This is a genomic window from Cohnella sp. OV330 (genome assembly GCF_900112065.1).
In the GTDB taxonomy this organism is placed as follows: Bacteria; Bacillota; Bacilli; order Paenibacillales; family Paenibacillaceae; genus Cohnella.
Map to the genome: position 1 here is coordinate 1 of NZ_FOKE01000019.1, position 23,319 is coordinate 23,319.

Here is a 23,319-nt window from a genome sequence, read left to right on the forward strand (position 1 = left end):
GCCTTTGCGGAGCAGCAAGTTGTTAGACAAGAGCATTTTGACTTGCTTTTCGAAGAAGTCAGGGGCAGCATATAACAATGTATTCACGCTTCGGGACCTACGGTCTCTCGGTCCGCCAGTTGGATTTCGGGGAAGTGGAATCAGGCGGACACACCTGCGAGGCTAAGTCCTGTCGGACCCGGCAGCTTCGATGCCTTAAGCCTATCGGCGTCGTGAATACGGAAACGTTAATTCTAATACCGGCAATGCTTATTTGAAGGTTAATTCAATGACGATGTTAAGTGCTTTTCACATTTGGTGTATACTAAGAAGTAAAGAAATGGAGGCGATTAAATGAGTTTGGAAGAAAAATTGCTCCAAGACTTTTTGTCATTACCCCAAGAAAAACAAATCGAGGTCATGGATTTCGTGGAATTTCTAAAATCAAAAAACAAATCTAAAATCGAGAACGTCATGGATGATATTATTAATGAAAACATAGAAGCGCTGAGGGAGTTGGCCAAATGATAACCATCACTTTTGACCAACTCCTTCATTTTCATCAGAAAATCATGGAAAGTACCGGTGGGTCTGCCGGAGTAAGGGAACGAAGTGTATTGGAAAGTACTCTTGGCAAAGCAGAAATAACATTTGATGGACAGGAACTTTATCCAGGGTTAACTAGAAAGATATCGGTTATTACCTATTCACTTATTAAAAACCATGGTTTTGTAGATGGGAATAAGCGAATCGGAGTTGCAGTGATGCTGTTGTTACTACGAATTAATGGTTTAAAGGTCTCATATAGCCAAGATGAATTAGTTCAATTAGGTCTAGGGACGGCAGAAGGAAGATACAAAGAACAGGATATAGAAGACTGGATAATCAGACATCAGGCATAGAACCTTGGTGTCTTTTGTTTTTTATGATTGTTCACTCGAAGAAGGCCCGTACTACATCTAACAATGTATTCATGCTTCAGGGCCTTCGGCCCCTCGGTCCGCCAGATGGTTTTCGAGGGAGCGTACTCAGGCAGACACACCTGCGAGGCTGACTGCGCTGACGCTCAGCCGGCCGCTTTGCGACCTTAAGCCTCTCAACGTCGTGAATACAAAGGCTATAAGTCCTCAAAAGGAGCGATTATCATTCTGGTGCATAGATTTACGCAAAAACTTTTAACAGATATGAAAGTGGTCCCGCAGGAATTAGATGATGTTAATTCTTTATTCAGCTGGCATGTTAATATACTCCAATTGCGAAGGAAGCATATCATATTTGTAAATGACTTGAGTCGGTTATGCATCATTATGGACGGGATTCGAAGCAGTCAGCTTGGTAAACTCCAACAAAAGTTTGTAACTGAATTCAAGGGATATTTAAAGCTACAGGGAGTAAAAAACAGCCATATCGATCAATATCTCCTTGAATCAGGAGAAATAATCATTGGCAAAACGACTGATCGAAGTGTATTAGGAACGATGAAAGAAATGACTCTTTACTGTGAAGGCGTTGAGTTTGATCATCTGATGGATCTTAGTGTATGGCTTAACAAGCTGATATATAAACCGATCGAGTACGAAAAACCAATCCAAGTTTTTATGAAAACATTAAAAGAGAGGTACTCCGAATAAGATGTTAAACATGGACAACATTTTGCTTATTACCGACATACCCGGTTATTCACCCCAGGTTGGTCGTCTGCTTTCAATGATGAATTATGCAAGATATACAACCTTGGAGGCCACTAAAAATTTAACGACTGAACAGCTGGATTATCTAATCGATTCTGAAAGTAATTCGATCGGCGCGTTGTTGCTGCATTTTGCAGCGGTAGAATTCGCATATCAATTGGAAACGTTTGAGAAGCGGGATCTGAACGAGGATGAAATGTCGGTCTGGCGTGCAGCCTTGGACCTCGGCGAAGAAGGACGGCAAGTGATACGGGGAAATGATCTGAAGTATTATGTAGATAAGCTGAATGAAGTCAGAGCAAGGACGTATGAACTTTTCAAAACTGTCGATGATGATTGGTTGCACCAAGAGGAGAAGTTCTGGTATGGGAAACAAGCGAATCATTATTTTATGTGGTTCCACGTTTTTGAAGATGAAATTAATCATAGAGGCCAGATCCGAATGATTAAGAAGAGAATGAAATGACAAACGCGATAATCACAATTTTGAAAGGATATGTACAATGAAAAGAGTGGATGTCACGTATTGCATAATAAAGGACCCCTCAAAATCAAAGATTCTTATCGTTAATAACACGGGAAATTCAAGCTGGTCGCTTCCCGGCGGAGCCGTCGAAGTGGATAAAACATTAGAGCAAGCTGCAATTAGAGAAGTAAAAGAAGAAACCGGTTTGGATGTAAAGGTTTTCGGAATCGTTGCAATTAGTGAGTGCAAGTTTAGAAAATCGGGAAATCACGCGATGTTTTTTATTTTCAGAGCTGAGATCGTCGGGGGAGAAATTGCGATTCAACGGCCGGAAGAAATCTCTGAAATTAAATGGGTTGATATAGAGAAGGCAGATGAATACATGCCATTTTATAATGGTGAATTCAAGAAAATGATTAACGAGGTTGAGGTGGCCTACACGAATGAAGGAATCAAGTGAGCCGCAACGGGAGAATTCCTGTTGAACCAAAGGAGCAGTACAATGTCTGAATTTTTTTGGGACAACCAGATCGAATATCTGGAACGAACACGAGGTTTGTATTATAACGATGACTATCTTGAATTTTTGATTCAAAAGGTTTGGAGAATTAATGAGCCTGTTAAAATTATTGATTACGGATGTGGGTACGGCTATCTCGGACTTAAATTGCTCCCTATGCTTCCAAGTGGCTCAAGTTATACAGGCGTGGATAAAGGAGAAGCTTTGATTCATAAAGCAAAAGCGGTTTTTTCTTCTCTCCCGTATCCAACGGAGTTTATATGGGGGGACGTCGAGGAGCTCCCTATCGTAAATGAATATGACATCGCGATGTGCCATGCGTTTTTGTTGCATCTGAATAAACCGGAAAATATTATTCAGAAGATGATACAAAGCGTCAAGCATCAAGGACGAATTATTTGTTTTGAACCCCATTGGATTGCCAACATGGCCAACTATCGATTCGAAGGGCTTGCTCAATCTCAAATTATTCCATTAGGCATATTGCAAAAATTGTTTGAAAAGGACTGCGATCAACGCGGCAAAGACGGCAATATCGGAATTCTTGTCCCGGCTCTGTTAAGTCAATTAGGCTTAAAAAATATTGAGTGCAGAGTGAGCGATAAAGTTAATTTTTTAGACTCAAATGTCGACACTGCTGCTAAGAATGAACTTTACAACGCGTTAAGGGCTGAAGGAATCGGTCAATTGCCGGGAGAGATGACGGAAACTTTGAGCCAACTCATGCAAAGAGGATTGACGGCCGATGAAGCAAAAAGCCAGTATGAGGCCGAACGATTACTCTCAGAAGAGTTCAACATGCAATCCATGTTAACCTATGCGCCAAACATGAAGATATCATTTGGAACAGTCGTCAAATAAGTGGAGAAGCGACATAAGTCGCAAATAATAAGGAGTGCGTATATTGGATTCATTTACGAAGAAGCGGGTCGAAAAAATCCTTGATAACTATATCGATAGGAAGATTCCCAATCACTTAAAACATGAAGTTCAAATGAAGTATAAGTTCAGGGGCGATACAGTAATGTTGTCACAGGAGAAGCCTGCTTATATGCCAGGGCACCGCGTAGAATATCCGATCGCTCAATTCAGGTTTGAGGATAGCTATTGGAAAGTATATTGGAAAGACAGCAAGAAAAATGGCATTTTATCGATGATATTGAGCCAGATACGAACTTTGAAGAGCAATTAAGAGCAATGGATGAAAATGGGATATTTTGGGTTTAGATGAAGCGCGCAATTTTAAAGCAAAACACTCAGTTGAGACCCTTACCCAATACACTCAAATTCAGAATTCGCCTAGGAACTAGATTTACAAAAATGAGTATGTTAATTGTGGCGAGCGAATAAGAAGATTATTTTAATACAGACAGGCCTAGTGGCAAAAGGTAGTTATAAAGAATGGAAGAATTCATTTATCACTTCCAATGGCATCAGTTTAGTTTATTTAGTCTACACCTTCTATGACAGAAGAAATAAGCATAGAAATGTATATGTGCTTTCATCCAGTACCGACGCCAAAGACGAAGTTACTGTGTTTTATAATGAAGATGACAGTATTGTGCTCGAGTATTTACCTGGTAGACCGCATTTCAAAGATAATGAAATCAAAGAATAGAGAACTTAATATAAGGGGGTAAAAGATGAATCCGCCAAAACATATCGTATCTGCAGCAGCAATCGTAATAAACGATAAAAACGAATTGTTGCTCATTAAAGGCCCCAGAAGAGGATGGGAAATGCCTGGAGGGCAAGTTGAAGTTGGGGAATCTTTGAGTCAGGCTGCCATTCGAGAAACAAAGGAAGAGTCAGGAATAGACATAGAAGTCATCAAATTTTGCGGGATTTTTCAGAATGTCGGCAATTCGATCTGTAATACTTTATTTTTAGCCAGACCCATTGGCGGAGACTTGATACAAACGAATGAAAGTCTAGATTCGGGATGGTTTCCACTCGAAGAAGCGTTGGAAAAGGTGAAGTGGAAAAATTTTAGAGCAAGAATCGAGCTTTGTTTAATACCTGAAGCCCAGCCCTTCTGTATAGAATTTACCGATGTAAATAACACATGAAAGAATGTAACTACACAGGTGCGCCAACATAAAATAATAGGCAATACATAAATACCACTACCAATATTTAGGTGTAGTGGTATATTTATTTTACGAATGATTATTTCTCGCGGAGACTTAAAGGCTGAATATTTGTCGTTCCTCGTGAGCGTAATTCATGCTCCTTTATTTTACGTTAGGGGCAATCACGATTCTGATTATAAAAGTGAATCCGCCTGAAGGTTGTCAGTGCATTGAAGATAAAGTCATTTCATTTAAAAACTATCGGTTCATGGGACTTGGCGAAAGTCACAGATACAGCATCGGTGAAAATCAATACTCTGAAAGACAAATGAAGTGAAAATCTCCAAATTAGTGGGAATCTACCGCCGATAATTGCAAGTTAGGAGAATAATAGTGATAGATATTCAAAGTGTCCTCCCGCACCGATATCCGTTTTTAATGATTGATCGAATCATTGAAGTAGAGCAAGGGAAATGGGCAAAGGGGTATAAGAATGTCTCCCATAACGAATGGTTTGTTGCTGAACCTCTCTATTGCATGCCAGGCATGATGATCGTAGAAGCGCTAGCCCAGTTAGGCGCGTTGGCGACTATGGCCGGAGAAAACAGTCTAGGTTTCCTGTCTTCTTTAAAAGGGATTGAGTTTTTAGATGGTGCTCGTCCTGGTGATAAACTCGATTTGTACTACGAAGTTGTCAGGAACAGAAGAGGATTTGTAGTGGGTAAAGGAGAGGCGACTGTGAGTGGCCGGACAATTGTTAAAGCAGAGGAAATTATGATTTATATCCAGGGCTCTTAAGGAATGCTTTTTAAAGTAGATCCTGAATTGGAGGCATACCAGGATGGATAGGACGATGTAATTCAAAATTTGAAAGGATCGCCGATGGTGAATAAATTAAATTCAAAGACTTTATCAGCGTTGCTTCAACTTGAAAGTGAGTTAGAAGCGCATTTTAATTTTAGCCTGGAAGAGAATATGGGAATTATGATCCGGCACGAAGAAGGTCAGAAATACGATTGTACGCCCGACGATGCTAAAGTATTTGCATTTACAGGCGTTGATGGCGATCACTTTGCTTTTAGTACTGAAAATGGAACGATCACAGACTTGGACAATGCGCCTATTTTGTTTATCCAACCGATGTGTTTTGAAGATTCAGTCAAAGCTGTGGCGAGAAATATTCGCGATTTTTTGTCCCTATTTCTATCGTTAAAAGAGTTATACATTCTAGAGAGATTCGATTGGTATACAAGTATAGAAGACATGTTAGTTGATATTGAAGACCATTACGAAGAGAGTATAAATGAACGTGCAGGTGCGATTAAGTTCCTAACTGAAAGGCTCGAAGAGCATCTCCAAATTAAAGCTATGGAGAATGTATTTGACTACGTTATGAGTGTAAGAAAAGGAGCCGCCTCGCATGACGATGTCTGACTATTATAAAAACTTGAGGGACAAAGTTGGTAAGGACTTCATTTTTATGCCGGCTGTTGTTGCCATCATTCGAAACGATGAGAATAAGCTATTATTTGGAAGAAAGCACGGGGAACAAGGATGGGGGCTCATCGCAGGAGCCATTGAACTTGGCGAGACGCCAGCCGAAGCAGTCTGTCGCGAAGCGTTGGAGGAGACTGGTCTAACTGTTTCTCCGGAACGAATCATTGGCGTCTTTGGCGGAGACAACCACAGATTTACGTATAGTAACGGCCACAAGGTTGAATACTTGACGATTGTATTTGAATGCAAAATAACGGGTGGAAGTTTAAGTCCCGATAACGATGAAATGAAAGATTTAAAGTATTTTAAAGAAAGCGAAATTCCGGAAATAGCAAACTCTTTTCCAGTCGAAATATTTCAGAGAAGTAAACGCGAGGCTATATTTGAATGAGTTCAGAAGTGACCATCCATACATTTATATATTTAGTAAGACATGCAGAATCGCCTTTTATTGAAGGCATGGAAAGAACGCGTGGATTGTCAGGCAAAGGAAAAGCAGACGCCGCAAAAATCAGATCCCTTTTATATAAGATTGGAATCGATTTTTTTATTTCTAGCCCGTACGAGAGAGCGATACAGACGATAAAACCGCTGGCCGATCGTTGCAAGAAGGGCATCATTCTCATGGAAGACTTGAGAGAAAGACAAATTGGACAATTCAGGGAATTCACTTTTAAAGATGCGAAACGCAAGGTATACAGTGATTTTAGTTATGCATTTACAGAAGGCGAATCGAGCTATGATGCCCAAAAAAGAGCGATCAATCCGATCAAACAAGTATTAAATCAGTACGCCGGAAAAAGGATTGTCCTAGGGACGCACGGAGATATTATGACTTTGATCTTGAACCATTTTAATAAAGAATACGATTTTGAATTTTGGGAATCTACGACGATGCCGGATATTTACGAGTTGATGTTTGATGGGACGCAAATCGTGCAAGTAGCAAGAAAATGGGAATAGCCTGGAGAATTTTTATGGCAGGGGCTGCGATTATGAACATAAAATCAGCTACGAAATTGGATGCTGAAATTATCGCTGAATTGAATTTTCAACTGATTCAAGACGAAGGCAGTAACAACCCAATGAATCTGGTTCAGTTGCAAGATAGGATATTGGATTGGCTCGGAAGTGGATGGAGCATTGACTTGTTGCTCGCGGAAGAAAAAATAATCGGCTACGCGGTATACAAGCTTCAGCCCGCTCCTTTTGAAGAAACCGAATTAGAAGTATACATTAGACAGTTTTATATTGACCGGAATGAGAGAAACAAAGGATATGGCCGTGGAGGAATAAACATTTTAAAGGAAAGGCGATTCGGGAATGTAAGTACAATGATAATCGACGTGTTGGAGACGAATCCTGAGGGACGGCGTTTTTGGGAAAAGGTTGGATTTGTACCTTATTATACGAACATGAGGAAACCTCTGCATTGAAAAAGGAGGATTTCGATGAGAAGGCGTATGACAATCCTTGCTTTTGCTTCCTTTGTTTTATTATCCGCTTGCAGCTCAAAACCGTATTCTATCGAAAAAGCCAGTGAACGCGGTGACGTAGTAGACGAGCATGGCGAGGTAAAGAACGCAGAAAGGCTCGATACGTTTTACCGCAACACGCTTGCCAAGAAGAAAGATAAAGTTAGAGTCACGCAATTAACGACCGAAGGAGACCCTATATTTAACGATTTAGAATTTAACGGCAAGGAAATTAAGTATAAGTACGATAATTCAGAAGATAAGTTCGGAAAACCGAATATCAGAAAAACGACTTGCAAAGCACTTGTAAGATCTCAAGCGGGAGCGGCCATGCAATATAAACTTGAAGGATGTTATGGAGCGAATAAAGAGTACGGCAATCGGTTTATGATCGCAGTTGATCAAGAAACGGAGGTAACCTCATGATTATTCGATTTCACCATGCGCAGATTACGGTTCCAAAGGGCCAAGAAGAGCAAGCTAGGGCGTTCTATTGCGGCGTATTACAACTGAAGGAGATTCAAAAACCTGAATCGCTGCTCGGCAGAGGAGGATTTTGGGTCCAAGTGGGCGATCAACAATTGCATATCGGAACGGAAAACGGGGTTGATCGTCTTCTGACCAAGGCGCATCTGGCCTATGAAGTAGAGGATTTGAACGCAATTGAAGCGGTCTTAAGGGAAAACGGGATCGAGGCGCTGGAATCGGTGCCGATAGAAGGCTTTGAACGATTCGAGTTCAGAGATCCTTTCGGAAACCGGGTGGAGTGCATAAAAGCACTTGACAGCAAATGAACTACAGTTATGAGGAATTTCTTCAGGATTTAAGTATTGGCCGTGAAATTCATTTTATTTATAAAGAAACAGATTATTATATCGGTTGTGGCACTGGTCGGTATATGTTCTATAAGGCTTACGATGATTCAAGTGAAGTTATGGGTGACAATGTTGATGATTTGCTAAGGAAAGTAGAGCTTCATGGTAACTCAATAAAAGAAGTGTGGAACGATATTAAGATTGATATTATTTTTTGATGTAGTTGATATAGCGAAGGCATTTATCCATGCCATCTAACTAAGGAGCGCACATCCATATGTACGAACTTAAAACGAAAGTAACGGATGTTAGCGTGATTGAGTTTATCGAAAGCGTGGATCATCCCAAGAAGAGGGAAGACGCCTATCGGTTGCTGGATATTTATACGGAAACGACCGGGCAAGAGGCGAAAATGTGGGGGACGAGTATTATCGGCTTTGGATCCTATCATTATAAATACGCATCCGGTCATGAAGGCGACGCGCCGCTCGCGGGCTATTCGCCTAGGAAAGCGAAAATCAGTCTTTATCTATCGATGAACGAAAACAAACGAGAGCTTTTGTTAAACCAATTAGGCAAGCATACGGCCGGGAAGGGCTGTGTGTACATTAATAAGATTGCCGACATTGACCTTGGTGTCTTAAAGTCATGCATTCGCGAGTCCGTTAGCTTTTTACAAAGCCAGGAAGATCACTCAACGTCAAATGAAGGCTAGGAGGACGTCCATGAAGCTCATTTCCGCGACAACGGATTTAGGCGGCGTACGCATTCACTACCTGGATTCTCGGCTTGAATCGGATGTTTCATTGGTACCCATCCTCGTCTGCCCCGGACTATCGGAGACGGCGGAGGAATACGAGGACTTTATAGGCGAAATGCTGCCTAGAAGAACGATCGTTCTTTCCTTCAGGGGCAGAGGTCGAAGCGATACGCCGCTCTCGGGCTACGATCTGCAGGATCATGTGAAGGATATCGAATCCGTCGTACAGCAGCTTCAATTGAGGCGATTCCACCTCTACGGCTATTCTCGGGGCGTATCGTATGCGCTTGCGTATGCTAGTCTGCATCCTGAGCGGGTCGCATCGCTAATCGTGCAGGACTACCCTGCCGAGCATAAAGCGATGACTGCCGAGTGGACCGGATCGTATATCGACGATTACTTAATTCCCACGAACCGGCTGACGACCAATATCCGCGCGGAGGCCGTTCATGGGATTCATAGGGATTCTACCGCTTGTGACATCGGATTCTCCTTCGGGAAGCCCGTGCTCGTCATGCGGGGACTATTGGCGGATTCGTTAATCTCCGACGAACAATTGCGGTCCTACAAGCAGCATTTCCGCAATCTGCGTATCGAAGCGTTCAGCGAGAGCGGACATAACATACGCGGGTCGGAAAAAGAGAAGTTGGATCGGACGATTGAAGATTTCTTGAACGAATCCGAAAAGGGAGGGAAGATTGAATGACGTTCAGCGCGTCTTCGGCGATCGCCCAGGTCGTCGTCTTGGGGGTATTGGTTCTGATCGTATATGGTCTATACCGTGTCAGCAAGAGGAAAAACCATTGAAGCCCATCCGAAACAGAAATTCACGTTAGGAATTGTTCATCTCCCTCTCATTTTAAAAGCGCCAATCTTAATTTTAAAACGCCTCCAATCGGTTAAATAGAAGTTGTGAACGAATAAATCATAACTATACCGATCAGGAGGCTGAGGATAATGGCAAACCAACTGAACAACAGTGAGAATCGGCATGTCGTAGGCGTTTTTGATTCGGAGCAAGCGGTTATCTCTGCGATTGAGGATTTGAAGGCGCTCGGCTACGGCTCGGATCAAATCTCGGTCGTCAGCAAAAATAAAAAAGAACTAAAGGACATCCACGAGGAGACGGGCACGAAGGCGCCCCAAGGCATCGCGACCGGCGCGGCGACCGGCGGCGTGCTGGGCGGCGTGACGGGTCTGCTCGCAGGCATTGGCCTGCTGGCTGTACCGGGCATCGGTCCGCTGCTGGCGGCCGGACCGATCGCGGCCACCCTCTCGGGCGCGGCGATCGGGGCGGGAGCAGGCGGTCTTGTGGGCGGCCTGATCGGCCTCGGCATTCCGAAGGAAGAGGCGGAGCGGTACAACGAGTATGTCAACGATCACAAGCTGCTCGTCATCGTCGACGCCGATACGTCTCGCCAAGGCCGCGTGTACGATATTTTCCGCCGCTACGGCTCGCTGAACGCGGATACCTACGCGAACCTTGAAGGCGAATCGCGCGACGATCTGGTCAGCGCCGCTTCCGGCGCGTCGACTTCGTCCGTCGCGGACAATGTCCAGGACGCTGATACGCTCAGACTGCACGAGGAGCGGCTCAACGTGGATAAAGAGCGCGTTCGCACCGGCGAAGTTTCCGTGCATAAGGACGTCATCGAGGAACGGCAGACGATCGACGTTCCCGTCCAGCGCGAGGAGGTTGTCATTGAGCGCCACGCGATTCAGGGCGAGGCGACGGACGGCGCGGCGATCGGGAAAGACGAGACGATTCGCATTCCGGTGAGCGAGGAGCGCGTGGAAGTGACCAAGCGGCCGGTCGCGACCGAAGAGATCTCGATCGGCAAGCGGGTCGTGCAGGATACCGAGCATGTATCCGAGACCGTGCGGAAGGAACGTGCGGATCTCGATCGCTCCGGTCATCCTGCCGTGGAAAACGAAGATCTGTTCAGCACGCCGAATACGCGTCGATAAGCTGCATAAGGAGCATGCGCGAGCATGTCGAAAAGCCGGGGCCCTCAGACCCCGGCTTTTTTGCGTGCAAAACGGCTTAGTGCCGCAGCTTTCGGACGCCGAGCAGAAGCGCCAAGAGCACCGCTAGACGCTTCGCAGAAGGCAGCGCCGAGCCGAAGCGATTGAACGGCCGGGTCATCATCTGCAGGGCCGCCGACCGCTGCTTGGCATGAGCGAGCGCGATCGAGTATTCCAGGACGGTCTGCTGATATTTTTTAACGAGCAGCCGCCGCTGCGCCGAAGTCAGGCGTTCGCCGAACACGTGAATCATGTAGGCGAGCCCCTCGAACTTGCTCTTCACGTTTTCCAACCGCTTGGCGGTCTGCTGTCCCGAATGGACCCGGCTAGAACCCAGATAGTCGGTCAGAAAATAGCCGCTGAGCCCTCGTGCGCCAAGCGCCAGCATCAGCATATAATCCGGTACCAGGCCGCCGCTCGGCTGGAAAAATCCGACCAATTCGAGCTCGCCTCTTCGGAAAAGGCTGACCTGCAGCGAAAATACGCATGCATGGTTGCGAAGCGTGCGGGACAGCACATCCTCGTAGGGCTGGCTGCTCATCGCGGATCGCCCGCAATAGTCGGCAAAATCCCGGCTCCGCTGCACGAGCCTGCGCCCCGAATCATCCATGAAATAATGATTGCTCGACACGAACGCGCATTCCGGATGGGAGAGCAGCGCCGCCGCGGCGGACTCCAAAAATTGCGGCTCCCAGACGTCGTCGTCGTCGAGCATCGCCACGAAATCTCCGGTGGTCGCGCGGAATGCCTGCTGCCTGTTTTTCAGTTGGCCGATCCGAATGTCGTCCGAAATGCTGGCGATATGCTTGAATGCGATCTCCGGATACATCGCCCGAACCTCTTTAACGGTCTCGAAGGTGGGTCCGTCCCTGCCGTCCTCGCTGACGACGATCTCGTCGGGCACGCGGGTTTGCGCGCAGATGGACAGCAGCGTCTCTTTTAAATACTGCGCACGCTTGTGCGTAGGTACGGCTACGCTGATCTTCACGGACATCGTCAGACGCTCCTTGATCATGATACGATATGTATCATCATAACACGAGCTTTCTTATCTGCCAATGCACGCCTGCCGAAGCCGGCAGGAGAACGCGAATCCGGACCTCGCTCGGCGCATCGGCTTCGCGGTCGAGCGGGCTGTCGGTCTGCTGACGCGGTTTCGGGTGACGGAATGGAAATAGCAAGAAGCCGCGGCCCAAGGCCGCGGCTTCTTCTCATATTAGCTAAGATCCTGCGCTCCGAGCTTCGCCGCCAGCTCCGCTTCCTTCCTGCGGAGGGCCGCCGAAGCCGGCCTGAAGTAGCCGAATGCCGAGGCCGCGACCAGCGCCGCGACGGCGACGCCGGCAGCGCCGATCCAACTGACCGCGGCGAGCGACGACTGCTCGACGATGACGCCGCCGATGCCGGCGCCGGCGGCCATTGCCAGCTGCAGCACGGAGCTGTTCAGGCTCAGCATGATGCTGGAAGCTTCCGGCGCGAGCGTGATGAGATGATACTGCTGCGTCGGACCCGAAGACCAAGCCGCGAACGCCCAGAGCATGAGCAGCGGAATGACGAAAGCGGGCGAATGAGCCAGCAGCGAAATGAGAACGAGGATGATCGCGTGAAGCGCCATGCCGCCTACGAGCGTGCGGCGGAAACCCCACTTGTCGGTGCTGAAGCCGCCGAGCTTGGAGCCGATGAGGCTGGCGACGCCGAGCGCGAACAGGCCGATGCTGACCCACCGTTCGCTAAGTCCGGTAATGTCTAACAGGAACGGGGAGATGTACGTGTACGTAATCGAGTAACCGCCGATCCAGAACAGCGTGATGAGCAGCGCGACGGCGATCTTCGGATTGGCCAGCAGCCGGACTTGATCGCGAAGCGGGATCGGGCGCTCGCTCTCCGTCTGCGGTACCGTATAGGCGACTAGCGCGATGCCCAGCACGCCGAGGAGTCCGATGGCGCCGAATACGAGCTGCCAGTTATACAGCGAGGAGATGAGCCTGCCCAGCGGGACGCCGACGATCAGCGCGGTGCTGAAGCCCATGACGAGCGTGGCGATTGCGCTGCCCTGCTTTTCAGGCGGGGCGAGCTTGGCGGCGACCGTGAGCGCCGTCACGACGAATACGCCGCTGCTGAGCGCCAGGATGACGCGGGACACGATCAGGAAGCCGTAGCCTGAAAACGCGAGCGCGGCGAAATTGCCGACGACGAATACGGCAAGCGAGTAGATCAGCAGCCTCTTTCGGTCGACCTTGGCGGTCGCGGCCATTAAGAAGGGCGTGCCGAAGGCGTAAGCCAGCGAATAGACGGTGATCAATTGCCCCGCTGCCGCCAGCGAGACGCCGATATCGGCGGCGACCTGGTCCAGGATGCCCGCGATGATGAATTCAGACGTGCCGACGAGGAAACTTACGATTGCCAACATGTAGATTTTCCAAGCGTTGCTCATACTCCCCAGCTCCCTTAAACAATTTGTTTTTATATTTCTAAATTTATCGAAATAAAGGGCGAAAGACGGCCTGCCGTGCCGAATCCCGGCTAACCCAGCAGGTATGGCGCGTATTTGCGCGCGATGTCTTTGTTGACGCTGTAATAGATGTAGGTGCCGTCCTTGCGGAGCTGGAGCAGTCCGCTCTCCGTCAGCTGCTTCAGATGATGGGACAGCGTAGAGCCTGCGACCGATTCGAGCTTGCTGTTAATGTCGGAGCAACAGAGCGTCTGTTCTTCCGTGAGCAGCATCGCGATCTTGATGCGGGTCGGTTCGCCGAGTGCTTTGTATACTTTCACCGCTTGTTTGACTTCCTCGTTGTCCGGGACCATCGCTTGCTCACCGCCTTATTCATCGTAATTTCTAAAATTATAGAAATAACGTACCACGCCGAAATTCATTTGTAAAGCACCCGATTTAAGAAAAACTTAAAGGCGGTCATCCGATTAAATTTAAAAACGGGCGTTAAGATGTTGGCAAAGCCAAGATGGGAGCGAGCCACATGACACCAAGACACGCTGAGAACCTGGCCCCCGCGATGCGATTCGGCGCAGCCATGCTGCTGATCTGCTATTTGTACGCGCTGGTCAAAGTCATTTTATTCAAATTCGGGGAGGTGAGCGTTCCGTTTCTCGGACGGCAGCTGCTCGGCGCGCTCGAACGGCCCGGCAACATGCTGTACCGGTGGCATGCCGCCAACCTGACGCCGTTCAAATCGATCTCCATGTATCTCGACCGCTTATCCGAGCCCTACGATATCGTCAACTTGTTCGGCAATATCGCGCTGTTCGTGCCGCTCGGCGTATTCGTCGCGCTGCTGACCCGATGCGGCTGGACAGGCGCGGCCGTTCGCGCCTTCGGCGTGAGCCTGGCGCTGGAATGCGCGCAGATCGTCTTTATGATGGGCAGCTTCGACGTGGACGACTTGATCCTGAACACGCTCGGGGGCCTGATCGGCTATGGGCTGTGTCGCATGCTGCCGCGCGATCGGCCTCGCGATTCTCGCAGGAACTCGCATAAAGACGCTATCTTAGACGGCGCTCCAGGAAAAGGGTAAACTAGTTGCGAAGCGAGAAGCCATGCGGCTTAATGGAAACGAGGCGATCCGGCATGCAACGACAAAAGTGGTGGAAAGAAACCGTCGTGTACCAAATTTACCCGAGAAGCTTCCAGGACAGCGACGGCGACGGCGTCGGCGACCTGCCGGGAATTATCTCTAGGCTCGATTATCTGGCGGAGCTCGGCATCGGCGCGATCTGGCTGTCCCCGGTGTGCAAGTCCCCGCAGGACGACAACGGGTACGACATCTCGGACTATCGGGACATCGATCCGATGTTCGGTACGCTCGCGGACATGGAGCGGTTGATCGAAGAGGCCGGCCGGCGAGGGATCAAGATCGTCATGGACCTCGTGCTCAATCATTCCTCCGACGAGCATCCCTGGTTCGTCGAGGCGAAGAAGAGCAGGGACAATCCTTACCACGATTACTACGTATGGCGCGACGGCGGTCCTGAATCTCCGCCGAACGGTCTGGGCAGCATCTTCGGGGGCTCCGCCTGGCAATGGGTGCCGGAGGTCGGCCAATATTACTTGCACTTATTTTCCGTCAAACAGCCGGATCTGAACTGGGAGAATCCCCGCGTTCGCCAAGAGATCTACGACATGATCAATTGGTGGATCGACAAGGGCGTCGGCGGCTTTCGCCTGGACGTCATCGACCTGATCGCCAAGGAGCCGGATCGCATGATCACCGGCAACGGGCCCAAGCTGCACGATTATATCCGCGAGCTCAGCGAGCGGACGTTCAGTCGCGCGGACCTGCTCACCGTGGGAGAGACATGGGGAGCGACGCCGGACATGGCGAAGCTGTACAGCAATCCGGACGGCAGCGAGCTGTCGATGGTGTTCCAGTTCGAGCATATCGGACTCGACGAGAAGGAAGGCTGGAGCAAATGGGACCTCGCGCCGCTCGATTTTCTGAGGCTCAAGGCGGTGCTGTCCAAGTGGCAGACGGAGCTGAAGGGCGAAGCCTGGAACAGCCTGTTCTGGAACAACCACGACTTGCCGCGCATCGTCTCCCGCTGGGGCAACGACGGCGCGTACAGAGTGCAGTCCGCCAAGATGCTGGCTACGCTGCTCCATGGCATGCAAGGGACGCCGTACGTGTACCAAGGCGAGGAGCTCGGCATGACCAACGTGCGATATCCGATCGAGGAATACAGGGACATCGAGCTCCTCAATCTCTACAAGGAACGGACGGAGCGGGGCTATCCGCACGACGAGGTGATGGCTTCGATCTATGCGAAAGGGCGGGACAACGCGCGCACGCCGATGCAGTGGGACGCGTCGCCGCAGGCGGGCTTCACTTCGGGTGAACCGTGGATCAGGGTGAATCCGAACTATACGGACATTAACGCGGACGCGCAGCGGGACGACTCGGACTCGATTTTCAGCCATTACCGGCAGCTGATCGCGCTTCGGAAGGCGCACAAGGTGTTCGTTTACGGCGATTACGAGCTGCTGCTGCCCGAGCATCGCGACGTGTTCGCGTATACGCGCAAGCTAGAAGGGGAGACGCTGCTCGTGCTGTGCAATTTTTACGGCGCGGACGTCGCGTTCGAGCTGCCGGAGGCGCTCTCTGGCGACATGTCGCTGCTGATCGCCAATTATGCGGACGAACCGCGGCGAGGGACGCTGCGTCCGTACGAGGCGCGGATGTATCGGAGTCAAAGCTAATCGCGAACGGCCTTATGGCCGGCAAAGGAATGTCCCGCTCCCTTCGGACATACAGTGAAGGAGGAGAGGGGGTTCTGCGCATGGTCATTCAAGTCAGCGTCGCGGTCGCCGCGATCGCTTTTGCCGGACTAGCTGCATATCTGATTTTAACGCTGCGCAAGGGCATGACGACGCTCGCGGAGACGAACAAGACGCTCGCCGAGGTGAGGAGCGCCGTCCATGGCTTGACCCAGGAGGCTTCCGGGCTCATTCGGAACGCCAATCAGGTCACCCGCGACGTCAAAGGGAAGATGCAAACGATCGACCCGCTGTTCGAATCCGCGCACGACGTCGGAGAGGTCATCCAGACGGTGACCGAATCGGTCAAAAGAGCCGCGGGCATCCAGACCGCGCCGGAGCGGATCGCTGCCGGAACGTCATCGCCGCCCCAGCTTCGCGTCAAGGTTAAATAGCCTGCCGCGATTACGCGCTTGAAGCCCGTTTCTCCTTCAATTAGGGGGGACGGGCTCTTTCGCGTCGCGAACCGCGCAACATTTTTTTTCGTAAATCATAAAACCTTTTGTTTCGGAAGACGTATGTATTGTCATCGCTATTGTAACTCATGAAATGGAAAAGGTGATGAATTTTGGATAATGGAATGACGGTTGTCCTGCTTGAGAAGCTGTCTGACGGTCAATTGCGCAAGATCGACGAACGGCCGTGGACGCGCGACATGATGAACGCCCTCCACCACGTCAACTATTTGACCGTCGGCGCGAAGGAATACGAGACGATCGAAGGCAGGCTCAACGTCGAGCAGGGCGCCGTCGAGCTGCTGCTCGTGCCCGTTCGCAAAGAAAAGCAACCTATCTTACTGTAAAGGGGGTGCGATTAATGAACGCATCATCCAATGAACGGGGGACCGGTCCGGCAGACTCCGGTTCCCAAGCAGGCGGTTCACGCCGCGGCGTATTTGGAGAACGCAAGGGACCAAAGGTGCTGTCCACGGCGCTCGGCATCGCCTTGCTCGCGGGAAGCGCGCTGCCGCCCGGCGCCTCGGCTGCGCCGACCTCGGCATCTGCGTCCCCTTCGCCTACGCCGTCTTCGGCCGCCGCGCCTTCTCCCGTGCTAAGCGAATGGTCCGCCGAGGCGGTCAAAGCTTTTTACGATCCCGCGCTCGATTGGAATCTCCCCTACCTCGAAGAGCCGTCCGAGGAAGCGTCCGCCACGCCGGATTCTTCCGGTAGCGGGGGCGGAGGCGGAGGCGGAGGCGTGTCGGGCGGCGGAAAAGGATCGGGGAGCGGAGGCTTATCCGGCGGCGAGGGCGCGACGGTCGTGCATTCGAGCTTCGGCTGGGACGATCTTATGCTGTACCATCTGATCTGGGGCCGCGGCGGCAGTTACTCGTCCGGCGCTTGGGGCGCGTCCCACCCGGCATACAACGCCGCGACCGGCGCGGCCTATGCGCGTCCGAGCTACGATGCGAACCGCTTCCAGAACCGGCCGACGACCGGTTCTACGGTACGGCCCGCGACCTCCTCCGACAGCGGCAGCATTACCCGGCGGTCGACCTCCGCTTCGAAGGGCAGCATCGGCGGCACCTCGAGCGGATTTTCCTCCTCGGGCAAGTCTAGCGGCGGCGGAGGATTCGGCGGATGAGCCTGCTTCGCGTACTCGATCGCCGTCCGCTCGACCGCGCAGCCACCGTCAAGGCGCTCGCCGACCGGGGCTTCGGCTGGGCCGATCTGGACGGCGAGCCTTACTGGCTGGACGAGGTCGTAGCCATGGATCCGTATCTGTACTTTGAACTGAAGCGCGCCGCCGCCGGGCTGTGGCGGGTGTTCGACCGCGCGGTCCGCTATGCGCACGGACGCCGCGAGCTGTACGCGCTGTGCGGCATTCCGTCGCTGCTCTGGAACATGCTCGACGCGCTGCCGCTGCCGCCCGAGGGCGAGATCAGCCGGTACGCCCGGTTCGACTTTGCCGTCACGCCGGAGGGCGGGATTCGCCTGCTCGAGCTGAACGCGGACACGCCGACGGGCTACGCCGAAGCGGCCGCCGCGACGCCATGGCTGTGCAGCCAAGCCGGGCTCCAATCGCCGAACGAAGGGATGGCTGCGCTCCTTAAGCGGGCCTGGGCCAAAGAGCGGCCCGATTCGGTCGCCTGCGCGGCTTACGGCGCGCATGCCGAGGATTCGGGCACGATCGACCTGCTGGCCGCGCATAGCGGACTCTCGCCAGAATGCGTAGACCTGCTCGAGCTGTCCGTCGACGAAGGTATCGTCAAGGACGGCGGCGGTCGCGAGATCAGCCGTCTGTTCGCGCTGTATCCGAAGGAATGGATGGCGCTGGACGATGGCGGCGAAGCGCTGGCCTATGCGATCGAGCGGGGGCATCTGGCGCTGTTCAACTCGCCGCACGCGATTATGCTCCAATCGAAGGGACTGCAGGCGTTGATATGGGGGCTTTACGAGCTGGATTTCCTTTACGACGATCAAGAGCGTTCGTGGATTCACCGCTACATGCTGCCGACGTATACGAAGCCGCTGTTCGACGGGGCGTACGTATCCAAGTCGATGTTCGGCAGGGAAGGCGGCTCCGTGAAGCTGTACGACGACGCGGGAGGCGTCGAGGAAGAGGATCGCGAGGGCTTCGACACGAGCGTCTTTTTCCCCGTCGTCTACCAGCATCGCGCGGACCTGCCCGCGATGCGGTTCGGCGGGCGCCAGCTTCACCTGCTAACCGGCCTGTTCGTGCTGGACGGTCAGCCTTGCGGCCTGCTCGGCAGAGCCGGCGGCAGAATCACGGGCAACGCAAGTCATTTCGTGCCGATCGGGGTGAACGGTCATGTATAGCAGACGGCCATCGACGCCGGCCGGTCAGGTTATCGCCGTGGTCATCGGCGTCTTCCTTTTTATTACGATCGTCGCGCAGTGCGCGGACAACGGATCTACCGGCAGCAGCGTGTTCAACGTCAACTCCGGCACCAGCTATTCGTACGGCTATACGGAATATTCGCCATCAGGCAGCGGGACATCCGTTACATCGAGCGGCACGACGATCTCGACCGTACCCTGGGATTACCGGGTCATAGAAGGAACGGTCGGCGATCTGATCGGCGGAGACATGACGATCGAGCCGGACAACCAGCTCATGGCCAACGACAAAAACTATGCGACCGGGGATAAGGTATGGGTGCTGCAGCATATGAGCGCCACGCTGACCGAGGACGCGCAGGGGCGCGCGCAAACCGTGCTCTCCACCTGGAGGCCGATCAAGTCGTATAAAATTCAATCCGACGCCGAGGCGGATCTGAATCGGCTCAAGGTGAAGCTCAAGACGAAGGCCGATCTGATCGGCGTCTACAAGACGACGCTTGGCGACAAGACGCGGGAGTTCGCCGTCGTGGAGCTGCCGTCGGGACAGCAGGTCAAGCAGCCGATCGACGACGAGCGCTACGCGCAGTTCAAGACCGCCAAGGAAGCGGACATTTTCCTGGAAGAAGTGCACGATTATGCCGCATACGATCTCGTATACAGCAAGTTCCGGGGGTGGGCCTCATCGTAGCCGTTAATCTCATCGTCAGCATCGTGATTCTCGTCGCGCTCCAGTGGATCGGCATGCTCGTTTTCAGCCGGTTGACGCCTTTTAACGATCTGGAGGAGCTGCGCAAAGGCAACGTCGCGGTCGGCCTGGCGCTCTCCGGCAAGTTTCTCGGAACCGCGCTGCTGCTCGGAGTGGCCGCCTATACGAACAGCTCGATCTGGCATCTCGCGCTTTGGTTCGCGGTCGGATACGCCTGCCTGCTGCTCGCCTATTGGGTGTTCGAATGGGCGACGCCGAAGCTGACGATATCTGCCGAGCTTCAGAAGGGCAACGTCGCGGTGGGACTTCTGCTCGCGGCCGTGTACGTCGGCACCGCGTTTGCCGTCAGCAGCTTGATTATTTAAAGCTTCGCATCCTATCAAAGGTCCTCTCCCGTTCGGGAGCAGGACTTTTTTTAATGTCGGCCGCGTGCCGGCGATAGAACGATTTGATGATTTTCGCCGTCCGATCCTACGATTTGGTGATTATGCGCGCGCGAGCCAAAGCGATGGTCCGCCCGGTGTTATAATGAGGTCACTACTCGGCGCAAAGGGGTCGCTCATCATGCGGGGCTTGCTGTCACATCTCGTTCCCCATAAGCTCAAGTACCGGCTGTTCGCCGCGTTCGTGCTTGTCATTTTGCTCCCGTTCAGCATTTTGAACATATACAATTACCAGAAGATCGAATCGCTCGTGCAGAAAAAGGTCAGCGAGCAGAGCCACGAGCAGCTGGACAATCTGCATCGCTCCCTCGAGGATCAACTCAGCATCGCGTTCAAGACGCTCATTTTCCTCGAGCAGGACACGGAGGTGCGGCAGATTCTTCAGCAGCCGGACCGGCTCTCCGTCCTGGACAACAAGGATCTGATGGAGGACAAGTTCAAAGGCTTGAACAACAGCTTTTTCCTGTACAATCCGTCCGTGTACTTCACGCTGCTCGACGATCACGGTCATGTCTATACGTCCTATCAGCCGAGAAGGCCGCTCGACTACGACGCGATCGCTTCAAACGCATCGTTCGCCGCCATGCGCGAGACGAAGGCGTCCTACCTCTGGGTGCCCGACGACGAAAATTACGTGTCGCGCGACATCTCCAAGAGCCCGATGCTGCTGTCGCTTTACGCCGAACTGCGGGACCGCAGCAACCGAACGTACGGGCTGGCAAGGATCAGCATCGACTTTTCCTTCTGGTTCCAATCCATGCTGCAAAAGTCGGAGAGCGACCAGGCCTACTTTATCATGGCGAGAAAGGGGGAGACGATCGCCAGATCCATCCCCGGCTCGGAGCTGTCGAAGGAAGCGGTCGAAGCCGTCTCGCGCGCGCCGGACAACGGATTTTGGACCGACAAGCGCGGTGACGCGCTGGTCAATTACAGCTACCTCTCTTCGCTGGACTGGTATCTGGTGGACCGCATTCCGCTGCAGGTGCTGTTCAACGAGATCGAGAGCCTGAAGCAGCAATATTTCGTCACTTTTTATATCATCACCGCGGTCTTCGTCGCCGTCGCTTTTATGCTCGCCTACACGTTTACGCGCCCTCTTTCCCGCATGCAGTCGAAGATGAGGGAGGCCGTGCGCAAGGATCTGCGGATTCGGCTGCCCGAAAAAAACTACAAGGGCGAAATTCTCGAGCTGACCCGCACCTTCAACACGATGATGGTCGACATGAACGGGCTCATTCAGCGCCTGCGGGTGGAGGAGCGGCAGAAGGATGCGGTGCATTTCCAGATGCTGCTCGCCCAGATGAACCCGCACTTCCTGCTCAATACGCTCAATACGCTCAAATGGATCGGCCTGCGCGGGGGCAGCGAAGAGACGGTCGAGATCTGCCTGTCTCTCGGCAAGCTGCTGGAGACGAGCCTGAACTCGGACGTGGATCTGATCTACTTAAAGGACGAGATTGAGCTGACCCGCGCGTTTCTGTACATTCAGCAGGTAAGGTACGGCAACCGCTTCGAGATCGAATTCAGCTACGACGAGGAACTCGTCTACGCGCTCGTCCCCAAGCTGAGTCTTCAGCCGCTCGTCGACAACGCGATCCGGCACGGCATCGCCAACATGCAGGAGGGCGGGCGCATTCTGATCCGCATGGACAGGGATGCCGAATACCCGGACAGGCTGGCGCTCGAGGTCGAGGACAACGGCGTCGGGCTCGAGCAGTCGAAGCGCAGCCGAGAGGAAGGGCGCAAGCGGCCGGGCATCGGGCTGGACAACGTCCGGGAGCGGCTTCGGCTGCTGTTCAAGGACAAGGGCGAGCTTGACATCGTGCCGCTTCCGCGCGGCACGTTGTGCCGGATGCGCTTGCCGCTGCTGCTGTCCCAGCCGTACGAGAGCGGACTGCACGCCATCGACCCTCAAGAAGAGAAGGAGGTTTAAGCGATGTACAAGGTGCTGCTGGTCGAGGACGAGACGTTCGTCCGGGAATCGGTCAAGGAGATCATCCGCTGGGAAGAGATGGGCTTTATGCTGGCCGGCGAAGCGAGCAACGGCGTCGAAGCGCTGGAGATCATCAAGCGCGATCCGCCCGACCTGGTCCTGTGCGACATCGTCATGCCGCAGATGGACGGCTTGGCGCTGCTGAAGGAGACGCGGAGCGCCGGCATCGGCTCCAAGTTCGTCATGCTGACCTGTATCGGCGACTTCGAGGCGATGCGGCAAGCGATGGAGTACGGCGCATCCAACTATATCCTAAAGCTATCGATGAGCGTGAAGGACTTGCGGGAGACGCTGGCCAAGGTGAGCCGGGAGCTGTCGGGCGGCTCGGCGGCCGCAGCGGCGCGGACCGGCGCGGCGCTTCAGCCGTCGGCATCGCTTCAGCCATCGGCTTCGCGACCGCCGATCGCGGAGAGAGAGCGGATCACGCATCCCGAGGTGAACAAGATCATTCAATACATCGAGCAGCATTACGATCAGGACATCACGCTGGGATCGCTGTCCCGCTACGTCATGATGGGGGAAAACTACGTCAGCGCGCTTTTCAAAAAGAAAACCGGAGAGACGCTGATCCACTATCTGCACCGCACGCGCGTGGACAAGGCGATCGAGCTGCTGATGAATACCGACCTGCCGGTCAACCGGATCGGCCAGCGCGTCGGCTTTATGAACGACAACTACTTTATCAAGATTTTCAAGCGCATGACCGGGACGACGCCGAGCCAATACCGGAACCATAGAACGATTTGATCGTCACAGGCAGGCAGGACAGCCGCCGGATTGTGTATATCTGTTCCATCGAGATCATGAATCTGT

General features: G+C 52.2%; 31 protein-coding genes and 1 pseudogene. 29 read left to right on the forward strand and 3 right to left on the reverse strand.

Going from position 1 to position 23,319, the window contains the following annotated elements:
• Positions 1 to 333: 333 nt before the first annotated feature.
• From BM235_RS30115 to BM235_RS30205, 19 genes and pseudogenes are all read left to right on the forward strand, one after another.
• A complete protein-coding gene (locus BM235_RS30115) occupies positions 334 to 507 on the forward strand; it encodes a DUF2281 domain-containing protein (RefSeq protein ID WP_090117969.1) in 174 nt (57 codons plus the stop codon).
• Positions 504 to 881, forward strand: coding sequence for a type II toxin-antitoxin system death-on-curing family toxin (locus BM235_RS30120; protein ID WP_090117970.1), 378 nt, complete (start codon positions 504 to 506; stop codon positions 879 to 881). The genes BM235_RS30115 and BM235_RS30120 overlap by 4 nt, the downstream gene beginning before the upstream one ends.
• A gap of 249 nt (positions 882 to 1,130) precedes the next feature.
• Positions 1,131 to 1,610, forward strand: a complete 480-nt coding sequence (locus tag BM235_RS30125) for a DUF6933 domain-containing protein (protein ID WP_255374666.1) — start codon at positions 1,131 to 1,133, stop codon at positions 1,608 to 1,610.
• 1 nt (position 1,611) lies between these two features.
• On the forward strand, positions 1,612 to 2,136 hold the full coding sequence (locus BM235_RS30130) for a DinB family protein (RefSeq protein WP_090117972.1): 525 nt from the start codon (positions 1,612 to 1,614) through the stop codon (positions 2,134 to 2,136).
• 37 nt (positions 2,137 to 2,173) lie between these two features.
• A complete protein-coding gene (locus BM235_RS30135; RefSeq protein ID WP_090117973.1) occupies positions 2,174 to 2,596 on the forward strand; it encodes an NUDIX hydrolase in 423 nt (140 codons plus the stop codon).
• A 42-nt stretch (positions 2,597 to 2,638) separates the two neighbouring features.
• Complete coding sequence (locus BM235_RS30140) at positions 2,639 to 3,517, forward strand: class I SAM-dependent methyltransferase (RefSeq protein ID WP_090117974.1); 879 nt, start codon at positions 2,639 to 2,641, stop codon at positions 3,515 to 3,517.
• Positions 3,518 to 3,707: 190 nt separating this feature from the next.
• Positions 3,708 to 3,764, forward strand: a pseudogene (locus BM235_RS32795) (hypothetical protein); the annotation flags it as partial.
• Positions 3,765 to 4,299: 535 nt separating this feature from the next.
• Entirely contained in the window at positions 4,300 to 4,725 is a 426-nt protein-coding gene (locus BM235_RS30150) for an NUDIX hydrolase (RefSeq protein WP_090117975.1), read from the forward strand.
• Between the two features lie 396 nt (positions 4,726 to 5,121).
• Complete coding sequence (locus tag BM235_RS30155; RefSeq protein WP_090117976.1) at positions 5,122 to 5,526, forward strand: 3-hydroxyacyl-ACP dehydratase FabZ family protein; 405 nt, start codon at positions 5,122 to 5,124, stop codon at positions 5,524 to 5,526.
• Positions 5,527 to 5,613: 87 nt separating this feature from the next.
• Entirely contained in the window at positions 5,614 to 6,162 is a 549-nt protein-coding gene (locus tag BM235_RS30160) for a hypothetical protein (RefSeq protein ID WP_143106755.1), read from the forward strand.
• Positions 6,149 to 6,616, forward strand: coding sequence for an NUDIX domain-containing protein (locus BM235_RS30165; protein WP_090117978.1), 468 nt, complete (start codon positions 6,149 to 6,151; stop codon positions 6,614 to 6,616). Before BM235_RS30160 ends, BM235_RS30165 begins: the two co-directional genes overlap by 14 nt.
• Complete coding sequence (locus BM235_RS30170; RefSeq protein ID WP_090117979.1) at positions 6,613 to 7,188, forward strand: histidine phosphatase family protein; 576 nt, start codon at positions 6,613 to 6,615, stop codon at positions 7,186 to 7,188. Before BM235_RS30165 ends, BM235_RS30170 begins: the two co-directional genes overlap by 4 nt.
• A 14-nt stretch (positions 7,189 to 7,202) precedes the next feature.
• A complete protein-coding gene (locus tag BM235_RS30175; RefSeq protein ID WP_158543870.1) occupies positions 7,203 to 7,661 on the forward strand; it encodes a GNAT family N-acetyltransferase in 459 nt (152 codons plus the stop codon).
• Positions 7,662 to 7,676: 15 nt separating this feature from the next.
• Positions 7,677 to 8,126, forward strand: a complete 450-nt coding sequence (locus tag BM235_RS30180; RefSeq protein WP_090117981.1) for a DUF4362 domain-containing protein — start codon at positions 7,677 to 7,679, stop codon at positions 8,124 to 8,126.
• Entirely contained in the window at positions 8,123 to 8,494 is a 372-nt protein-coding gene (locus tag BM235_RS30185) for a VOC family protein (RefSeq protein WP_090117982.1), read from the forward strand. Before BM235_RS30180 ends, BM235_RS30185 begins: the two co-directional genes overlap by 4 nt.
• Positions 8,491 to 8,733: a hypothetical protein gene (locus BM235_RS30190; protein ID WP_090117983.1), complete on the forward strand. Its 243-nt coding sequence runs from the start codon at positions 8,491 to 8,493 to the stop codon at positions 8,731 to 8,733. The genes BM235_RS30185 and BM235_RS30190 overlap by 4 nt, the downstream gene beginning before the upstream one ends.
• A 59-nt stretch (positions 8,734 to 8,792) precedes the next feature.
• Positions 8,793 to 9,230, forward strand: a complete 438-nt coding sequence (locus BM235_RS30195) for a DUF1801 domain-containing protein (RefSeq protein ID WP_090117984.1) — start codon at positions 8,793 to 8,795, stop codon at positions 9,228 to 9,230.
• Between the two features lie 10 nt (positions 9,231 to 9,240).
• Positions 9,241 to 9,981 carry an alpha/beta fold hydrolase gene (locus BM235_RS30200; RefSeq protein ID WP_158543871.1) on the forward strand — a complete coding sequence of 247 codons (741 nt, stop codon included), beginning with the start codon at positions 9,241 to 9,243 and terminating at the stop codon, positions 9,979 to 9,981.
• A gap of 251 nt (positions 9,982 to 10,232) precedes the next feature.
• On the forward strand, positions 10,233 to 11,243 hold the full coding sequence (locus BM235_RS30205; protein ID WP_090117986.1) for a YsnF/AvaK domain-containing protein: 1,011 nt from the start codon (positions 10,233 to 10,235) through the stop codon (positions 11,241 to 11,243).
• Between the two features lie 76 nt (positions 11,244 to 11,319).
• Here the strand turns inward: BM235_RS30205 and BM235_RS30210 are convergent, their stop codons facing one another.
• The 3 genes from BM235_RS30210 to BM235_RS30220 form a co-directional block, all read right to left on the reverse strand.
• Entirely contained in the window at positions 11,320 to 12,294 is a 975-nt protein-coding gene (locus BM235_RS30210; RefSeq protein ID WP_158543872.1) for a glycosyltransferase family 2 protein, read from the reverse strand.
• 222 nt (positions 12,295 to 12,516) lie between these two features.
• Positions 12,517 to 13,731 carry an MFS transporter gene (locus BM235_RS30215; protein ID WP_090117988.1) on the reverse strand — a complete coding sequence of 405 codons (1,215 nt, stop codon included), beginning with the start codon at positions 13,729 to 13,731 and terminating at the stop codon, positions 12,517 to 12,519.
• A gap of 89 nt (positions 13,732 to 13,820) precedes the next feature.
• Entirely contained in the window at positions 13,821 to 14,102 is a 282-nt protein-coding gene (locus BM235_RS30220; protein WP_090117989.1) for an ArsR/SmtB family transcription factor, read from the reverse strand.
• 170 nt (positions 14,103 to 14,272) lie between these two features.
• Between BM235_RS30220 and BM235_RS30225 the strand changes: the two genes are divergently transcribed.
• The 10 genes from BM235_RS30225 (at position 14,273) to BM235_RS30270 (ending at position 23,253) form a co-directional block, all read left to right on the forward strand.
• Positions 14,273 to 14,827: a VanZ family protein gene (locus BM235_RS30225; protein WP_255374668.1), complete on the forward strand. Its 555-nt coding sequence runs from the start codon at positions 14,273 to 14,275 to the stop codon at positions 14,825 to 14,827.
• 53 nt (positions 14,828 to 14,880) lie between these two features.
• Positions 14,881 to 16,506, forward strand: coding sequence for a glycoside hydrolase family 13 protein (locus BM235_RS30230; protein WP_090117991.1), 1,626 nt, complete (start codon positions 14,881 to 14,883; stop codon positions 16,504 to 16,506).
• A gap of 80 nt (positions 16,507 to 16,586) precedes the next feature.
• On the forward strand, positions 16,587 to 16,958 hold the full coding sequence (locus BM235_RS30235; RefSeq protein WP_158543873.1) for a DUF948 domain-containing protein: 372 nt from the start codon (positions 16,587 to 16,589) through the stop codon (positions 16,956 to 16,958).
• Positions 16,959 to 17,131: 173 nt separating this feature from the next.
• A complete protein-coding gene (locus tag BM235_RS30240) occupies positions 17,132 to 17,365 on the forward strand; it encodes a hypothetical protein (protein WP_090117993.1) in 234 nt (77 codons plus the stop codon).
• 14 nt (positions 17,366 to 17,379) lie between these two features.
• Positions 17,380 to 18,144, forward strand: a complete 765-nt coding sequence (locus tag BM235_RS30245) for a hypothetical protein (protein WP_143106756.1) — start codon at positions 17,380 to 17,382, stop codon at positions 18,142 to 18,144.
• Positions 18,141 to 19,340: a glutathionylspermidine synthase family protein gene (locus BM235_RS30250; RefSeq protein ID WP_090117995.1), complete on the forward strand. Its 1,200-nt coding sequence runs from the start codon at positions 18,141 to 18,143 to the stop codon at positions 19,338 to 19,340. The genes BM235_RS30245 and BM235_RS30250 overlap by 4 nt, the downstream gene beginning before the upstream one ends.
• Entirely contained in the window at positions 19,333 to 20,052 is a 720-nt protein-coding gene (locus BM235_RS30255) for a hypothetical protein (protein WP_090117996.1), read from the forward strand. The genes BM235_RS30250 and BM235_RS30255 overlap by 8 nt, the downstream gene beginning before the upstream one ends.
• Positions 20,046 to 20,435 (forward strand): DUF350 domain-containing protein, encoded by a 390-nt coding sequence (locus BM235_RS30260; protein ID WP_090118039.1) that lies wholly within the window; start codon positions 20,046 to 20,048, stop codon positions 20,433 to 20,435. The genes BM235_RS30255 and BM235_RS30260 overlap by 7 nt, the downstream gene beginning before the upstream one ends.
• Positions 20,436 to 20,634: 199 nt before the next feature.
• Positions 20,635 to 22,446: a sensor histidine kinase gene (locus BM235_RS30265; protein ID WP_090117997.1), complete on the forward strand. Its 1,812-nt coding sequence runs from the start codon at positions 20,635 to 20,637 to the stop codon at positions 22,444 to 22,446.
• A gap of 3 nt (positions 22,447 to 22,449) precedes the next feature.
• Positions 22,450 to 23,253 (forward strand): response regulator, encoded by an 804-nt coding sequence (locus tag BM235_RS30270; RefSeq protein WP_090117998.1) that lies wholly within the window; start codon positions 22,450 to 22,452, stop codon positions 23,251 to 23,253.
• The last annotated feature ends 66 nt before the right edge of the window (positions 23,254 to 23,319 follow it).

What these genes read in the sequence shown, in the direction of transcription:
- BM235_RS30115 (WP_090117969.1), top strand. Translation starts at nt 334, where the DNA reads ATGAGTTTGGAAGAAAAATTGCTCCAAGACTTTTTGTCATTACCCCAA.
- BM235_RS30120 (WP_090117970.1), top strand. Translation starts at nt 504, where the DNA reads ATGATAACCATCACTTTTGACCAACTCCTTCATTTTCATCAGAAAATC.
- BM235_RS30130 (WP_090117972.1), top strand. Translation starts at nt 1,612, where the DNA reads ATGTTAAACATGGACAACATTTTGCTTATTACCGACATACCCGGTTAT.
- BM235_RS30135 (WP_090117973.1), top strand. Translation starts at nt 2,174, where the DNA reads ATGAAAAGAGTGGATGTCACGTATTGCATAATAAAGGACCCCTCAAAA.
- BM235_RS30140 (WP_090117974.1), top strand. Translation starts at nt 2,639, where the DNA reads ATGTCTGAATTTTTTTGGGACAACCAGATCGAATATCTGGAACGAACA.
- BM235_RS30150 (WP_090117975.1), top strand. Translation starts at nt 4,300, where the DNA reads ATGAATCCGCCAAAACATATCGTATCTGCAGCAGCAATCGTAATAAAC.
- BM235_RS30165 (WP_090117978.1), top strand. Translation starts at nt 6,149, where the DNA reads ATGACGATGTCTGACTATTATAAAAACTTGAGGGACAAAGTTGGTAAG.
- BM235_RS30170 (WP_090117979.1), top strand. Translation starts at nt 6,613, where the DNA reads ATGAGTTCAGAAGTGACCATCCATACATTTATATATTTAGTAAGACAT.
- BM235_RS30175 (WP_158543870.1), top strand. Translation starts at nt 7,203, where the DNA reads ATGGCAGGGGCTGCGATTATGAACATAAAATCAGCTACGAAATTGGAT.
- BM235_RS30180 (WP_090117981.1), top strand. Translation starts at nt 7,677, where the DNA reads ATGAGAAGGCGTATGACAATCCTTGCTTTTGCTTCCTTTGTTTTATTA.
- BM235_RS30185 (WP_090117982.1), top strand. Translation starts at nt 8,123, where the DNA reads ATGATTATTCGATTTCACCATGCGCAGATTACGGTTCCAAAGGGCCAA.
- BM235_RS30190 (WP_090117983.1), top strand. Translation starts at nt 8,491, where the DNA reads ATGAACTACAGTTATGAGGAATTTCTTCAGGATTTAAGTATTGGCCGT.
- BM235_RS30195 (WP_090117984.1), top strand. Translation starts at nt 8,793, where the DNA reads ATGTACGAACTTAAAACGAAAGTAACGGATGTTAGCGTGATTGAGTTT.
- BM235_RS30200 (WP_158543871.1), top strand. Translation starts at nt 9,241, where the DNA reads ATGAAGCTCATTTCCGCGACAACGGATTTAGGCGGCGTACGCATTCAC.
- BM235_RS30205 (WP_090117986.1), top strand. Translation starts at nt 10,233, where the DNA reads ATGGCAAACCAACTGAACAACAGTGAGAATCGGCATGTCGTAGGCGTT.
- BM235_RS30210 (WP_158543872.1), bottom strand. Translation starts at nt 12,294, where the DNA reads ATGTCCGTGAAGATCAGCGTAGCCGTACCTACGCACAAGCGTGCGCAG.
- BM235_RS30215 (WP_090117988.1), bottom strand. Translation starts at nt 13,731, where the DNA reads ATGAGCAACGCTTGGAAAATCTACATGTTGGCAATCGTAAGTTTCCTC.
- BM235_RS30220 (WP_090117989.1), bottom strand. Translation starts at nt 14,102, where the DNA reads ATGGTCCCGGACAACGAGGAAGTCAAACAAGCGGTGAAAGTATACAAA.
- BM235_RS30225 (WP_255374668.1), top strand. Translation starts at nt 14,273, where the DNA reads ATGACACCAAGACACGCTGAGAACCTGGCCCCCGCGATGCGATTCGGC.
- BM235_RS30230 (WP_090117991.1), top strand. Translation starts at nt 14,881, where the DNA reads ATGCAACGACAAAAGTGGTGGAAAGAAACCGTCGTGTACCAAATTTAC.
- BM235_RS30235 (WP_158543873.1), top strand. Translation starts at nt 16,587, where the DNA reads ATGGTCATTCAAGTCAGCGTCGCGGTCGCCGCGATCGCTTTTGCCGGA.
- BM235_RS30245 (WP_143106756.1), top strand. Translation starts at nt 17,380, where the DNA reads ATGAACGCATCATCCAATGAACGGGGGACCGGTCCGGCAGACTCCGGT.
- BM235_RS30250 (WP_090117995.1), top strand. Translation starts at nt 18,141, where the DNA reads ATGAGCCTGCTTCGCGTACTCGATCGCCGTCCGCTCGACCGCGCAGCC.
- BM235_RS30255 (WP_090117996.1), top strand. Translation starts at nt 19,333, where the DNA reads ATGTATAGCAGACGGCCATCGACGCCGGCCGGTCAGGTTATCGCCGTG.
- BM235_RS30265 (WP_090117997.1), top strand. Translation starts at nt 20,635, where the DNA reads ATGCGGGGCTTGCTGTCACATCTCGTTCCCCATAAGCTCAAGTACCGG.
- BM235_RS30270 (WP_090117998.1), top strand. Translation starts at nt 22,450, where the DNA reads ATGTACAAGGTGCTGCTGGTCGAGGACGAGACGTTCGTCCGGGAATCG.